Raw genomic sequence first — 15,130 nt, forward strand, 5'->3', positions numbered from 1 at the left:
CGGCGGCGCCTTCGGCCCGCTGCCTAGAGTGCGGCCGTGGACGTGTCATCGAAGATCAGGGCCGGCCGGCAGTGGCTGGCCGGCCCGGAGCCCTGGCCGGCCCGCCGGATCGCCGGCGAGAGCGTGCTGGCGGCGGTACTGGCCCTGCTGGCGGCCGGCACCCAGGACCTGATGGGCAGTACGGGCCCGGTGCAGTGCGCCACCGCTCTCGCCGTCGCGGTGCTGTCGCTGCTGCGCCGCCGGCTGCCGGCGACGGTCCTGGTGGTCGCCGGCGGGGTGGCGGGGGAGCTGGCCGGATTCGGGCCGCTGCTCATCGTGGCGGGATGGTCCGCGGGCCGCCGGATCCCGGGGGCCGGCAGGGCGCTGGCGGCGTTCACCGCCTCGTGCGTACTGAACATCGTCATCGGCACGCTCTCCGAGCTGCCGCGTTTCTCCCCGCTGATGCTGATCATGTTCAGCACCCTCTACTTCCTCGCGACGACGGTCGTCCCCGGCCTGGCCAGCCGCTACTGGACCCAGCGCCGCACGCTGCTGCACGCCCTCCAGGAACACAACGCCCAACTGCTGCGCGAGCGCGCCATGGTGGCCGGGCAGGCGCGGCTGCGCGAACGGCAGCGGATCGCCCAGGACATGCACGACAGCCTGGGCCACCAGCTGGCGCTGATCTCCGTGCACACCGGCGCCCTGGAGGTCGACCCCGCTCTGACGGACCGCCAGCGCGAAGGCGTCGGCGTACTGCGCGACGCCTCGGTGGCCGCGATGCACGAGCTGCGCGAGGTCGTCGGCATCCTGCGCGACGGCGTCGAGCGGGACGACGCGACCGCCGTCCCGGGTCCGCCGCCCGTCGAGGACCCGCACCCGGCGGCGCGCGGGGCCGCCGGCGTGGACGGCCTGGTGGCGGCGGCGCGGGCGGCCGGGAACACCGTCGAGCTGCGGTGCACCGGCGGGCGGCGGCCCCTGGCGGCGGCCGCCGACCACGCGGCGTACAGGATCGTGCAGGAGGCGCTGACCAACGCGTACAAGCACGCGCCGGGTGCCCCGATCACCGTCGAGCTGCGGTACGAACCGGACTCGCTGGTCGTGGAGATCGCGAACGGCCCGGCTCCGGCGGACCCCGGCGACGTCGTCAGCGGCGGCCAGGGCCTGACAGGCCTGCGGGAACGGGCCCGGCTGGTCGGCGGCATGGTCCACGCGGGGCGCACCGACGAAGGGGGGTTCCGGGTCGCGGGCGTCCTGCCGTACGGCGCCGAGGGCCTGCCCCCGGGCACGGGCTCAGCGCCTTTGGTCGACGCGGAGGACGACTTCCGGCAGCAGTCCTGGGCGGTCCCGGTCGGCAACGGTGGTCCGGTCATGGACTGGACCGTTGTGCGGAGGGAGCTGGCGATGAGTGATGGGCGCGGAAGCAGGAGCAGCGGGGTCGTACTGGGCTGCGGCATCGCGGTGGCGGCCCTGGTGCTGCTGGTGGTCGCGGGCGGGTTCGCCCTGTTCTTCCTGGCGGGATCGGCGGAGCGGGGCATGATCGAGCCGAGCGACTACGAGGCGGTGAAGGTCGGCACGTCGGAGAAGAAGGTCCGCGACAGCCTCCCGGACGGCGACTCGTTCATGACCGAGGGCCTCGAGGAAGGCGGTCCGGAGCGGCCCGAGGGGTCCACATGCCTGGTCCTGGCGTCGTCGGAGACCGGGAGCCTGTCGGCGGAGCCGGTGTTCCGCTTCTGCTTCCGGGACGGCAAGCTGATCGAGAAGAAGTCGTACGACGTCGTGCTCTAGGTGAGCGGCAGCGGGGGAGCAAGCGTGACGGGTGCGCACATCAGGGTCGTGATCGCGGACGACGAGCCCCTCATCCGGGCGGGCATCCGCATGATCCTCACCTCGGACCGGACCGTCGAGGTCGTGGCCGAGGCGGCGAACGGCCGCGAGGCGGTGGAGCTGGCGCGCGTCCACGCGCCGGACGTCGTACTGCTCGACCTCCAGATGCCCGTGATGGACGGGCTCACCGCACTCGCGGAGCTGGGCCGGGCGGCGCCGGCGGCGCGCGTCATCGTCCTGACGACGTTCGGCGAGCGGGAGAACGTCCTGCGGGCCCTGGAGAGCGGCGGCGCGGGTTTCCTGCTCAAGGACACCGCGCCGGCCGAGCTGATCGGGGCGGTACGGGCAGCCGCGGCCGGTGACGCCTACCTGTCGCCGGGGGCGACCCGGCACGTGGTGGAGCAGCTCGCCTCGGGCCGGGCTCCCGCCCGCGCCGAGGAGGCGCGGCGGCTGGTCAGCGCCCTCAGCGAGCGGGAACGCGACGTCCTCGCGCTGCTCGGCGAGGGCCTGTCGAACGCGGACGCGGGCCGGCGGCTGCACATGAGCGAGGCCACCGTGAAGACGTACGTCAGCCGGATCCTGGCGAAGCTCGGCTGCGAGAACCGGGTGCAGGCGGCGCTGCTCGCCCGCGACGCCGCTCTGTGACCGGTCGGCAGGCGACCGGAGAAGCGAAAGAATGCCCCTCTGACCTGTGGAAACAGGCCGGACGGGCATCTGCTTGTGGAGCCTAGGAGATTCGAACCCGAAACGGACAACACTCCGACCTGCGACTTTACCAAATTTTTGCGAGAGAATCGGACTTTCCCACCCGTTTCCGTCCTGCTCCATCCTGCTCGATCCCGCTGCCCCGACCCGATGCGCCCACTGGTGGGCACAGCACCACAAATCGTTGCGCAAGCAACGCTTAACTACCGTTAGGCCCCTCAAATAGCATCTGCTGGCACCGGAGCTTTCCATTTGCGCAAACCGTGGGTCAGTGAGTCGGAGAGCGCAGTCGGGTAGCTCGCATGGGTCAAACCGAACGCACCAGGCGGGGGCATGGCGGTTGGCTGCTGCTCACTCAGAGCAGGATCATGCGTAGTCATGTGATGGCGGGCCTCCAGTCGCCACTCCCTCCTTCGACGCCCTGTTTTCAGTACTGCTGCACTGCTACCTCTCAAGGGTTCACGGTTTGGGGCCGTCCTGCGGTCGTCACCGCCGAAGGGGCCGGGACCAGGCAGGGTCCAGCTAAGAAAGCGCTGTCATGGCGCTCACCGACTCGGGACTATCGCGACCCGGGCGCCGCGTCCCGGCGCGGTGTCCAGCTGGGCAAGCACCGCGGGCACGGCGATCGACGGGAGCAGATGGTCGAGGAGCGAACCGATGTGATACTCCAGGTCTGCGCCGCTGGGCACCTCGTCCAGAACGAGGGACATGCCTGTCCATGCACTCATCACGACCCGGCCCGTCTGAACCGGATCCAGATGGGGAAGCGTCTCTCCACGGCGCTTCGCTTCTTCGAGAACGTCCGTGAGCACAACGATCCACTCGGGCCACGCGGTGCCGAGCAGCCGACGCGCGGCGTTATCCACCGCGAGCCGCAGCGCCGCCGCCTGCACTGGCTCCCGCGGCAGGCGGTAGGCGAGCGCCATGGCGATGTCGACCAGCTCCTGCAGCTTGAGCGTCTGCGGCACCACGCCGTCCGTGGTTACGGCCGCGTCGAGCACGCTTCGGGCCAGCGCCTCTTTGGAGCTGAAGTGAAAGTACGCGGCTCCCTTGGTGAGGCCCGCGCGCTTCGTGATCTCGCCCATGCTGGCACCTTCGTACCCGCACTCGAGGAACACGGAAGCAGCCGCGTCCAACAGCTGCTGCCTAGTTCGAGCACCCCGGGTTTGAGACGCCATGTCAACCTCTTAACCTGGGTGATCTTGAGCAATCGAACGCTGGATACGTATTTTACTGGTCGTGGGGTGGAGCGGACCTACTCCTCCGCACAGCCGACATAGGGGGACCATTGCTCAATTCGCCGGCCAGTACGCACGACGGCGCAGCGGAGCCGAAGCAGGCTGGACGAGACGTTCAGTGGACGACAGACATCTCCTGGGACCACCTTCACCTGACCAGAGCCGAGTCCGTACGACTCACCGCGTGGGCACAGCTCAGTCCGGTGGAGTTCCTGTTCAGAGCACGCTGGCCCGTGCCGCTCAGTGGGTCCGGTGGTGGCCGGGGACCGGACCCGATGCTGATCGCCCAGACCCACCGCCAGGCCGGTCTGTTGATCGCGCACGCTGCTCTGGGGGTTCCCCAAGCCAACGAGACTCTGCTAGAGAACTTGAACTTCACGGTCGCGCCGGGCGCCGCCCTCTTCTCCGACAGACCGGCCTTCCTGGTGGTCAGGGCGCGCTGCACGAAAGCGCGACGGCGCGGACGCTCACTCACCGATCTGCACATCGAGTTGGAAATCAGGCACAGAGAGAACCTCGTCGCCCGGGTCGACTGCGACTTCTCCTGCATCTCGCGCGCGGTCTACGAACGGCTGCGAGGAGAGAAACTCCATGTCGCCTGGGACGAGGCCGCCATACCGGAGCCACTGGCCCCCCAGTCGGTGGGGCGCGTCGACTCCAACGACGTGGTCCTCGGCCCGGCCGGAAAGCCGGGTACTTGGAGATTGCGGAATGTGACCGACAACCGCTCGCTGTTCGACCACCGTGTCGACCACGTGCCGGGGCTGGTACTCGCCGAAGCAGCGAACCAGGCCGCGATCGCACTCGTGGGCACCTCATTCCGGCCGGACACTGTCACCAACTCCTTCCTTCGCTATGTGGAGTTCGACTCGCCATGCTGGATCGAGGCCACCTTCCTGCCCTCCGACCGGATCAACACCACCGCGGTGGAGGTGGTAGGGAGGCAGAACGAGGCCGTGACCTTCCGGAGCACCCTCACTGGAGCAAAGCCGATCCGGTAGGCCGCGGAAAGGCGTGGGACCGGCTGTCGGTGCCCGGTCTCACGCCTGCTCACTCGTTGCTGAAGCCACCGTCGACCGGCACGACAGCGCCGGTGAGAAACGGAGAACGATCACTGCAGAGCCACGCGGCCGCTTGCGCGATCTCTTCGGGCTCCGCGATGCGCCGCTGGGGAGTCATCCCCACCACGGCATTCTCCAGGCCTGGATTCCGGGCGAACCAGTCTTCGGTAATCTCGCTGCGCGTCGCCCCCGGCGCCACCGCGTTGACCCTGATCCGCTGCCTCGCGTACTCTGCAGCCGCAGCTCTGGTCAGGCCGACGACAGCGTGCTTCGCGGCCACGTACGGTGCGGCCGCGGGAATCGCCAACAGGCCGCCGACACTCGTGGTGTTGACGATGGCTCCGCCGTCCCCTGCGAGCATCGCGGTGATCTCGTGACGCATGCAGTTCCAGACGCCCCGTACGTTCGTGTCCATCACAGAGTCGTAGACGTCGTCCCCCAAAAGGTGAAACGGGGTCTGATCGCCTCCGACTCCGGCATTGTTGAACGCTGCGTCCAGCCGTCCGTACCGATCGACCGCGTGGCGCACCGCGCGTCCGGCTTCCTCGCAGCGTGTCACGTCGGCCACGATGCAGGAGGCTTCTTGGCCCTTGTCGCGCAGCTCCTGAACGAGCGTCTCCAGCCTGTGTTTTCTCCTGGCTGTGAGGACGACGATCGCTCCTTCGTGCGCGAAGACCCGTGCCGCGGCGGCGCCTATGCCGCTGCTGGCTCCAGTGATGAGGGCAACTCTTCCGTTCAGAAGGCCCTTGAAATCGTTCATCCGTCCGAGTCTTCCATAAGGGCTGTGCGCAGTGATCACTCCCAAGCCCATCCACCTGGCCTGGTCGCCCGTCGGGCTGCTCGGGCGGACCTTGGGCGAGACGAATCCTCGGTCGTGGGGCCCTTGGCCGGCGGTTGCTGATCGCGTTTTTCAGGCTCCAGGCGCACGACCCGCTCCCTGTGCTCCTTGGAGTACTGATTCGGCATGACGGCTCGTTCCTTCCGTGGAAAGAAGGCTCGTCTCCTACGGGGTTCGGTCAGGCACTGCGGGGGCGGCCACGCTGAGGTAATTCCTGTCCCTGCCAACAGCTCGAAGAGAGAGTCACGATGCCGTGCGCGACGGAGCTCAGGGTCATGTGCCGGTGCCAGCCACCGAAGGTACGGCCCTCAAAGTCCATGGCGCCTACCCGGTTACTCACATCGGAGAAGTCACGGTCGACCCGTGCGGTGAGCCGCCCCAGTCGCAGGAGGAGGGCGGGTGGTACCTCAGTCAGGTTGGAGAGCCACAGTTCCCGAGGCTGCCGTGTGCTGCCCGACCACACTCCGGCCAGCTGCAGCAGCGGCTCGCCCCCGCGAGCCGCCACGGATTCCGATCGCGCTGAAGGAGCCGACATGTGAGGCAGGGCGACTTTGGTTCCAGTGACGAGGGCGGACTGGGTGACAGAACTGCTCGGGTCCACCCAGCCAACCTCGCGAGAGGCCCGCTTCACACCCTCGACCAACTTCCGCGCCGAGACGGGCCGCTCGCTTTGGCGCGAAAACAACACATCGCGCGGCATCAACGGGGTCGACCCGTCGATCTTGATGACGAATGGAAGATCTGCACGCACGAAGCCGCGTACGAAAGCGGCCGCGTCGTACTCACAGGCGTCCACCACGACCGGTCGGCACTGCAGTCCCCATCCGTCGGCGACTTCGAGTGCGGCCTCGAGCGCACACGGGCTTCGCCGACTCGTGCCCATCTCGTCCGGTATCTCGCCCCGCCTTCGCCACACCTCGTCCTCTACCCAGCTCTCGGGGAGTTCCAGGCGCCAGTTGATCGGCGCGCTCCGCTGCTCGTTGGCCAGCCAGACGCTGTACGACCGCTGATTATTGGCCACCTTGCCGAGCTGGGGGACAAACGACTCCTGCACGCCGACGGTGTGATTGCCGGTCTTGAGCACGACCATCGGCCGCACCACCCAGGCCTGCGGCACCAGAACCCTGTCGATGTGAGAGGCCAGAGCCCTGCGCACCGGCCCCCAGTCCCAGGAGGACTTGCTGATGAAGTGTTGGAGGCGCTGTTCGGCAGCACTTCCGCCCACCAGGGACGCGATGGAGCGCATGGACTTGCGCCCCGGTACGGACAGTAGCCCCGAGACGTACCACTCGCCTCGCTCCCGTTGATCGCGACGCGGTAGCGAGATCAGCATGCGTCTGGAGAACTCCGAAGCTGAGTCTCCGGCGACGTCTCGCCGGGCATCACTCCTCAACCCATTGAACCTGGACACGTCCTGCCCCCTGCTTCAACACAGCAGTCCGATCACTTTCTGTGATCGCAACAGCCCCCCGTTTAGCCTTAGTAGCAGTGAGTAGTTGAACATGTGGTCAGCATTTTGCGCCACCAAGATCGACGTTAGCATCGTCACACCTTGCGCGGGCGACGGTCAGCGGGGCGTCAGATGGATGGAATGTCCCCGCATAAGCCGTGGAAGTAGCCAGGTTGGGCCTAGCGGAGCGGACATTGGCGAGATGCGCCTCACCTCCCAGCCCGAGCGCGATCAATGACCGAGCAGAAAAACCTAACGAGCGTTTAATTAGCGCGGACACCTAGTCACGGCTTAGCGACACGTTGTAGCGACACCGGCAAGCGTTATTGACTCTGCACTACTGTGCGCGACCTATACCTTCCTGAGGTCGACACCCGATGATCGGGCGGCTGGTGGGCCGCAACCCGACGGAGCCAGGCTGACTGGCGGCAGTCGCGGCGCGGGAGGGAGAGGGCCCAAGACGTGGCAGCAGAACGTGAAGGACCAGGATGGTGGGGCGCGGCAGGGCGTGACCAGCTTCCCGATGCCCGAAGGCTGCGCCTCACGTGACAAATCCCCTGTCAGGAAGCCGCGTATCCACCGTCGACCGGGTAGTAGCTTCCATACGAGAACGACGCGCGGTCGGAGAGCAGGAAGGCGGTCAGTTCCGCTACTTCCTCCGTGGTGCCGAACCGGCCCGCAGGGTGCAGCGTCGCAAAGTAATCCTTGGTCTCGTCGTCGAAGTCCACTAGGAACTGCGTCTCGACAAAACCGGGGCCTACCGCGTTGACACGCACGCCCAGCGGGGCGTATTCGAGTGCGGACGTCTTGGTCAGTCCGATCAGTCCGTGTTTGGCGGCGGTGTACGCGGGTGAGCCGGCCAGAGGCTTCACGCTCAGGATCGAGCCCATGTTGACGACGGCGCCGCCGCCCGAGGCCACGATCGCCGGGAGCTCGTGGTGGAGGCTGTTGAAGACACCGATGAGGTTGGTCTCGATCACCCGCTGGAACGCCTCGGGTGGAAACTCACCAGTGATGCCCTTGGGGCCGGGGATTGCGGCGTTGTTGACCGCCAGATGCAGCCCGCCGAAAGTGTCGACAGCGGCGCGTACGGACGCGGCGACGGCGTCCGGATCGGTGACATCGGCGACGACGGCCAGGGCCCGGCCGCCGCGCTCCTCGATCTCGGAGGCGACCTTCTCGATCTTGGCGTTGTCCCGGCCGGTGACGACGATGTCAGCGCCAGCCCCGGCCAGGCGGTGGGCGACGGCCCGGCCGATGCCGGAGCCACCTCCGGTGATCAGGGCCGTCTTGCCGATGAATTCGTGAGCGCCTGTCGGCGCGGCCTGGTACTTGAACGTGTCAGACATGGAGAGTTTCCTTCTTTCGAGGATCGGTTGCGCAAAGGGCCGGAGAGCGCCGGGCAGCAAGCAGGGCGCGTACGGCCGTCGTGGGACGCAGCACTGCGGTCGGCGGCGCGAGGAGCTGCTGCACGTCCATCAGCACGCGATTGACCGGCGCGGAGACATGGCTGGCCAGCAGGACTCGGGCGGTGTACCAATTCCGGAATGTCGTGCCGCGTGGCCTGGGGCCGGTGGTCTCGGGGTGGGCGAAGTCGCCCCCGATTGCCATCTGCCAGGGCGCGTCGATGACTTTGGCGGCGGCGGCGTAGTAGGTGCGTGCCATGGCGGAGCCCGTGCCGCGTGCCGTGTCCAGGGCGCGGCCCAGCGCCACGGCCTCAAGGGCTCCGACCGTCATGCCCTGCCCGTACAGCGGGTTGAAGCTGCACAGCGCGTCTCCGACGGCCACGAAGCCGGACGGCAGGTGGCGCAGCCGTTCGAAGCGGCGGCGGCGGGCGGCGGGGAAGGTGAACTTCTTCGCCTCGCCGTCGTCGACCGGTTCGGCCCGGGAGACGATGTCGCGTACTGCCTGGCTGGGCAGGCCGGCGGCGAACTCGGAGAAGCCCGCCGGATCGGTGGGAGCGTGTGCGCGGTGCCAGCCGCCGAGCGTGACCATCCAGCGGTCACCCTCGACAGCGAACACGGCGGCGGCTCGCTTGTCGCCGTTCGCGCCCGCCATCAAGTGCAACAGGCCGCCGTCGGCGAGCCGTTCGCCGGGCTTCCGGTGGAAGAGCCGAGTGGTGTAGCCGACGTCGACCTTCACGGCGTCGGTCTCGGGGGCCGGGCAGCCGAGTGCGCGCAGCCAGTTGTCGACGCCTGCGCCGCCGCGTCCCGAGGCGTTGACGACGAGGTCGGCGGGGAGTGTCCCGCCGACCTCCAGTTCCACTCCCGTGACCCGGCCGGCGGTACCGGTGAGTCCGCACACCGCGGTACGGTCGCGGATCTCCACCGTGGGCAGGGCGGCGACCCGGGCGCGCACGGTGTACTCCAGCAGAGCCCGGGTGAGGCTGAGGCCCTGGTCTCCGCTGCGGAAGCGCTGCCGCAGCGCGCCCATCTGGTGCATCAGGAGATCGAGTCCGGGGTCGAAGGGCACCGCGCCTCCGGCGAGCAGTTCACCGTCGATCCTGGGGAAGAGCTCCCCCAGCTTCCGCTTGCCGCCGAGCAGCAGCGCGTGCCCGTGCTCCGCATGTGGCACGCCACGGCGCGAGCGCGGGGCGTCGGGGAGCCTGTCCCGGTCCAGCACCGTCACTGTGGAGAAGTGCTCGGTGAGGACGCGGGCCGCCATGAGCCCGCTCATCGATCCCCCGATGACCACGGCATGTCTGCCGACCACGGCCATGTTTCCTTCCTTTTCGTCGGTACCGGTCCTTGAGTCAGCTAGCTCTGGGTCAGTGGCTGAGGCGAACGATCATCTTTCCGGTGTTGTCGCCCCGGAAGAGCCCGAGGAAGGCATCGGTACCGTTCTCGATGCCTTCGACGATCGTTTCGCGCCAGGTGAGTTCGCCAGAGAGAACCCGGGCCGAGACCTCCTCAATGAAGCGCGGCTGAAGTGCCTCGAAATCGGTCACGAGCATGCCGCGCAGGCTGAGCCGCTTACCGATGGCCTGCGCGAGATTGCGCGGACCCGGCGGCGGCTCGATGTCGTTGTACTGGGCGATGGCGCCGCACATCGCGACGCGGCCGTGCTCATTGAGCGAGGCGATCGCCGCTTCGAGATGGTCGCCACCGACCGTGTCGAAGTAGACGTCGATACCGTCGGGGGCGGCCTTGACGAGCTGCTCGGCGACGGGCGCGGTGCGGTAGTTGAACGCGTCGTCGAAGCCGAACTGCTCAATGAGCGCCTTGACCTTCTCGTCGGTGCCCGCCGATCCGATGACCCGTGCGGCGCCGCTGAGCCTGGCGAGCTGGCCGGCCTGGCTGCCGACAGCCCCCGCGGCGCCGGAGACGAAGACGACATCGCCCCTTTTGAAGGAGGCGACTTCGTAGAGCCCGGCGTACGCGGACAGGCCGGTCATACCGAGGACGCTGAGATACGCCGTGAGCGGCACCCCTTCCACGCCCACCTTGGTGGCTTCGGCGGCGGCGACGTCCGCGTACTCCCGCCAGCCGGCGAAGTGCAGGACATAATCACCGGCTTCGAAGCCGGGGACGTTCGCCGCGACGACCTCGCCGACGGCGTGGCCGCCGAGCACCTCGTTCAGCTCGTACGGCGGGAAGTAGGCATAGCCGGGGGTGGTGCCCATCCGGCCGCGCATGTACGGGTCGACGGAGAAGTACAGGTTGCGGACCAGGATGCGGCCTTCGCCGGGTGCGCGGACGGCAGCCTCGCGCAGTGCGAAGTCCTCCGGTTTCGGCTCGCCCTCGGGGCGGGCCACCAGGTGCCATTCACGGCTGACGGCGGGCAGTGCGCTCATGTCGCTGCTTCCTCTCTCTGACTTCATCTGTCTCTGCTGCGTTCTTGTCCGGGGACCGGGCTCAGCGCTCGTCGGCCGGGTCGATCCCGTGGGGCAGGTTCAGCAGCCGGTCGAAGACTCGGTACTTCACCGGCAGGGCGTTCAGCGTCCGCATCCGGGCGCGGCGCAGCGCTGTCTGCCAGGGCGTGCTCATCGCCAGCGAGGACTCCTGGCGGCGCTGGAAGCCGGTCACGAAATCCTTGTGCTTGCGGCGCTCCGCGATGAATCCGGCGAAAACGTCGGCCCGTACGACACCGTCGCGCTCGCCGCCGGCCAGGGCGGCGGCGATCAGCGGGGTCAGACCGACCACGTCCTGGAAGGCGAGATTGACACCCTGTCCGAGGGTCGGTGTGCAGGTGTGGGACGCGTCTCCGACGAGGACCAGTCCGTCGCGCGCCCACTGGTCCACCTGGGCATTGAAAACCTCCAGGAAGCTGGTGTCGTCCCAGGAGCGCAAGTGCCCTTCGATCAGCGGGGCCAGCCGGGGGTCGATGGAGGCGACCCGCTCACGGAAGCTGTCGAAGCCCGCCTTGCGCAGAGTGCCCAGGCCCTTCTTGGGGAGGTTGTGGCTGACCCGCAGGGCGTCCGGATACGTCGGCAGTACGGCGAGGTGCCGGTCGCGGTCGACTACGAGCTCCGATTCGAGGGCCCAACCGTCGGGCCGGGGCAGCCTGAAGGACAGCAGATCCCGCTCGGCCTGGACGATCTCCGGGTCCAGTCCTGCCGCCTTGCGTACCTTGGAGAAGCGACCGTCGGCGCCCACGACAAGGCGAGCCCGTACCTCGACCGCGGTACCGTCGCCCTGCTTGAGCACCGCACCACGTACCGCCCCGTCCTTCTCCAGCAGCCCGGTGAATCGGGTTCCTGCGGCGAAGGTGTGGTTCGGCAGCCCGGCTGCTCCCTCGTGGAAGGCACGGATCAGCGGGGGCTGCGGGAACTCGATCGGCAGTGTGCCGATGGAGAAGCGGTTGTAGTCGACATGGAAGATCCGGCGACCTTCCAGCCACATGGTGACGCCGGAGCTTTCCAGATAGCCATGGCGTTCCAGCGCGTCACCGAATCCAAGCCTGCGCAGAGCGATCACCGAAGGCGCGGCGAGGCTTTCCCCTCGGAAGTCCCGTTCGAAGTCCGGCTGCTTCTCCACGACCAGGACATCGATTCCCCGGCGGGCGAGCAGGCAGCCCAACAGTGCGCCGGCCGGGCCGCTGCCCACGACCAGCACATCGGTTTCGTTCGGTATTCCCACGTCAACTCCGGTGTTTTCAGAATGAGATGTAAAGAGGGCTTCAGCCGTACACGGTCCGGACGAGACGCATCAGGATTTCCATCGTGCGGGGAGTGCGTTGGAAGGACAGCGGCTGGAGGAAGGGCCGTATCCGCTGCCGTGTCACGGACTGGGTGCGGGAGAACTCCAGCAGCCCCTCCGGTCCGTGCACCCGGCCGAATCCGGAGGCGCCGGTGCCGCCGAAAGGCAGCCCGGGCACGCCGGCGAAGGCCAGTACCGAGTTCACCGACACCATTCCGGTACGCAGCCGCCGGGCGATCTCGGGCCCTCGCCTACGCGAATAGACCGCGGCTCCGAGCCCGTAGGCGCAGGCGTTGGCCTTCTCGATCGCCTCGCCCATGGAGGCGACCCGGTTGATCACGATGACCGGGCCGAAGGTCTCCTGGGTGAGCGCGGCCGAGTTCTCGGGCACATCGGTGAGTACCACCGGATCGACATAGGGGGCGCGTACCGAATGGGGGCCGCCGAGCAGCGCGCTGCCGCCCTGGGCGAGCGCGTCACGAATGTGTTCGGCGACGGTGTCGGGCTGCTCCGGAGTGGTCATCGGCCCGATGTCCGCGTCACGCGACGCTCCGGCCCGTATGTCCTTCGCGTACTCGACGACGAGCTCGGTGAACCGCTCGGCGACGGCCCGGTGCACGTAGACCCGCTCCACGCCGACACAGGTCTGCCCGGCATTGGACAGGCCACCCCATACCGTGGCGTCCGCCGCCGCTTCCAGGTCCGCGTCCTGGTCGACGATCACGGCGTCCTTGCCGCCGCATTCGAGCAGCACCGGTGTGAGGCTTTCGGCGCACGCCGCCATGACGCGCTTCCCGGTGGCGGTCGAGCCGGTGAAGGCGACCTTGTCCACCCCGGAGCGGCACAGTGCGCCGCCGGTCTCCCCGAAGCCGAGGACGACGTCGAGGACCCGGTGCCCGGGTACGGCCTCGGCGAACGTGTGGGCGAGCCACCGTCCGGTCCCGGGGGCGTGCTCGCTGGGTTTGAACACCACGGCGTTGCCCGCTGCCAGGGCGTGGGCGATCGGCCCGATCGGAATGAACACTGGGTAGTTCCACGGCCCGATCACCCCGACCACCCCGAGCGGATGGTGGTCGACGGTGGCGCTGTGGTTGAACATCAGCAACCCGGGGCTGACCCGGCGGCGCCGCAGCACCTTCTCCGCGTGGGCCGCCGCCCAGCGCAGATGGTCCACCATCAAAATCACTTCGAGCTGCGCGTCGGCCCTGGTCTTGCCCGTCTCGGCCGAGATCAGCTCGATCAGTTCGTCCGCGCGCCGCAGCAGCAGCCGCCGCCAGGTGTCCAGGTGCTTTCGGCGGGCGGCGAAGCCGATCCCCGACCAGCGGTGCGCGGCCTCACGGGCGCCATCGACGGCGGCGGTCACCTCGGCGGCGGAGTGGACCGGATAGCGGCCCAGCTCGCGCCCGTCACGCGGGTCGCGAGAGACGATCTCCCGCGCGGCGTCCACTGTGGTCATGCCACCACTCCCGTGCCGGACGCCACAGAGGCGGAGGCGGCAGCGGTGGCCCCGGGCCGCGCGTCGCGCGGGTGCAGCTTCACCCAGACGTCGCTCATCGGGCGCAGGGAGATCGAGGTGTCTCCGTAGCGTATGAAGTTGCCGGGCAACACACTCAGCCGGAAGCGCTGGCTGATCATCGCGACGGCGATCCGCAGCTCCAGCAGCGCCATGTAGTTCCCGATACACATCCGGGCACCCGCGCCGAAGGGGAAGTAGGTCATCCTCGGTCGCTGCTTGACCAGGTGGGGATCGAACCGGTGCGGGTCGAATGCCTCCGGGTTGTCCCAGTAGCGCGGATTGCGGTGGGAGACGAGGGGCGAGAGCAGGACCGAGGACTTGGCCGGGATGTGGTAGCCGCCGAGTTCGTCGTCGCCCACGGCGTCGCGCGGATAGACCCAGATCGGCGGGTAGAGGCGCAGGGACTCGTCGATGACCTGCTTGGTGTACTGAAGACCCTCCACGTCCTCGGGGCCGGGTACCCGTCCGCCCAGGACGCGGGCGATCTCATTGTCCATCTCGTCCTGGACGGAAGGGTTGTTGGCGACGGAGAGCAGCGTCCACAGCAGCGCCACGGCGGTCGTCTCGTGCCCGGCGAGATAGATGGTCAGCATTTCGTCGCGGATCTCTTCGTCGCTCCACCGCTCACCGGTGACCGGGTCGGTGGCGGCTTCGATCAGCTCCATCAGGCGGCCTTCGCCGGTCTCCGCGTGCCGCTCCCTGATCTCTTCGACCAGCCGGCCGAAGATCCTGCGGTCGCGGGCTATGGAGCGGTTGCGTTTCGTCGGCAGCCAGGACGGCAGCATCTCGGTGACCGAACCGTGCTTGAACATCACCTCGACGACGTTGTCCACGACGTCCTTGAGCACGGGGGCCGCGGGCTTGATGTCGAAGCCGAACAGCGAGCGGCTCAGCGTGACCAGGGTCAACTTCAGCGTCTCGGTGATCAGGTCGACGGGCTCGCCCCGGTGCGCACGCTCCTCCCACTCGTCGAGCATCTCGTTGGTCGCGTCCACCACATAGGGGCCGACAGCGGTCACGGCCTTGCGTAGGAAGGCGGGCTGGACAGCCCGGCGGTGCGACTTCCAGAAGTCGCCGTCCGTGGTGAGCAACCCGTCGCCCATGACGGTCTTGAACTGCTCGTAGAGGCTGCCCCGGACGTAGTTGCCGCTGCTCTCCTTCAGTACGCGGCCGACCGCGTCCGGGTCCGAGACCAGATAGACGGTCTGCGGACCAAGCTTCATACGGCTGATCTCGCCGTAGTCACGCTGGACCTGGAGCAGGAATTCGGCGGTGGACGTCTTCCACTGGGGAAGGCTGCCCAGGACCGGCACACCTCGCGGCCCGGGAACCTGCCGCAGGGCCGCGGTACGCGACGTGGTCGTCATGCTGTCGTCAC

At 68.2% G+C, this 15,130-nt stretch carries 12 protein-coding genes; 3 read left to right on the forward strand and 9 right to left on the reverse strand.

The window, feature by feature from the left end:
* Window positions 1–36 precede the first annotated feature (36 nt).
* Together AC07FK_RS22290 and AC07FK_RS22295 are read left to right on the forward strand one after the other, a co-directional pair.
* Window positions 37–1,767 carry a sensor histidine kinase gene (locus tag AC07FK_RS22290; protein WP_479106676.1) on the forward strand — a complete coding sequence of 577 codons (1,731 nt, stop codon included), beginning with the start codon at window positions 37–39 and terminating at the stop codon, window positions 1,765–1,767.
* A gap of 24 nt (window positions 1,768–1,791) precedes the next feature.
* On the forward strand, window positions 1,792–2,451 hold the full coding sequence (locus AC07FK_RS22295) for a response regulator (RefSeq protein ID WP_479106677.1): 660 nt from the start codon (window positions 1,792–1,794) through the stop codon (window positions 2,449–2,451).
* A gap of 605 nt (window positions 2,452–3,056) precedes the next feature.
* On the opposite strand, the gene AC07FK_RS22300 is transcribed toward AC07FK_RS22295, so the two are convergent.
* A complete protein-coding gene (locus AC07FK_RS22300) occupies window positions 3,057–3,689 on the reverse strand; it encodes a ScbR family autoregulator-binding transcription factor (RefSeq protein WP_479106678.1) in 633 nt (210 codons plus the stop codon).
* A gap of 110 nt (window positions 3,690–3,799) precedes the next feature.
* Between AC07FK_RS22300 and AC07FK_RS22305 the strand changes: the two genes are divergently transcribed.
* A complete protein-coding gene (locus tag AC07FK_RS22305; RefSeq protein WP_479106679.1) occupies window positions 3,800–4,750 on the forward strand; it encodes a ScbA/BarX family gamma-butyrolactone biosynthesis protein in 951 nt (316 codons plus the stop codon).
* Between the two features lie 49 nt (window positions 4,751–4,799).
* Here AC07FK_RS22305 and AC07FK_RS22310 read toward each other — a convergent pair whose 3' ends face one another.
* From AC07FK_RS22310 to AC07FK_RS22345, 8 genes are all read right to left on the reverse strand, one after another.
* A complete protein-coding gene (locus AC07FK_RS22310; protein WP_479106680.1) occupies window positions 4,800–5,570 on the reverse strand; it encodes an SDR family NAD(P)-dependent oxidoreductase in 771 nt (256 codons plus the stop codon).
* A 256-nt stretch (window positions 5,571–5,826) separates the two neighbouring features.
* Window positions 5,827–7,059 carry an IS701 family transposase gene (locus AC07FK_RS22315; RefSeq protein ID WP_479106681.1) on the reverse strand — a complete coding sequence of 411 codons (1,233 nt, stop codon included), beginning with the start codon at window positions 7,057–7,059 and terminating at the stop codon, window positions 5,827–5,829.
* 599 nt (window positions 7,060–7,658) lie between these two features.
* Complete coding sequence (locus AC07FK_RS22320; RefSeq protein WP_479106682.1) at window positions 7,659–8,447, reverse strand: SDR family NAD(P)-dependent oxidoreductase; 789 nt, start codon at window positions 8,445–8,447, stop codon at window positions 7,659–7,661.
* A complete protein-coding gene (locus AC07FK_RS22325; protein ID WP_479106683.1) occupies window positions 8,440–9,810 on the reverse strand; it encodes an FAD-dependent oxidoreductase in 1,371 nt (456 codons plus the stop codon). The genes AC07FK_RS22320 and AC07FK_RS22325 overlap by 8 nt, the downstream gene beginning before the upstream one ends.
* Before the next feature lie 55 nt (window positions 9,811–9,865).
* A complete protein-coding gene (locus tag AC07FK_RS22330; protein ID WP_479106684.1) occupies window positions 9,866–10,891 on the reverse strand; it encodes an NADP-dependent oxidoreductase in 1,026 nt (341 codons plus the stop codon).
* A 61-nt stretch (window positions 10,892–10,952) separates the two neighbouring features.
* Window positions 10,953–12,176, reverse strand: a complete 1,224-nt coding sequence (locus tag AC07FK_RS22335; RefSeq protein WP_479106685.1) for an FAD-dependent monooxygenase — start codon at window positions 12,174–12,176, stop codon at window positions 10,953–10,955.
* Between the two features lie 40 nt (window positions 12,177–12,216).
* Window positions 12,217–13,692, reverse strand: coding sequence for an aldehyde dehydrogenase family protein (locus AC07FK_RS22340; RefSeq protein WP_479106686.1), 1,476 nt, complete (start codon window positions 13,690–13,692; stop codon window positions 12,217–12,219).
* Window positions 13,689–15,119 (reverse strand): cytochrome P450, encoded by a 1,431-nt coding sequence (locus AC07FK_RS22345; RefSeq protein ID WP_479106687.1) that lies wholly within the window; start codon window positions 15,117–15,119, stop codon window positions 13,689–13,691. The genes AC07FK_RS22340 and AC07FK_RS22345 overlap by 4 nt, the downstream gene beginning before the upstream one ends.
* Window positions 15,120–15,130 lie beyond the last annotated feature (11 nt).

Source organism: Streptomyces sp. NPDC046122, assembly GCF_056429965.1.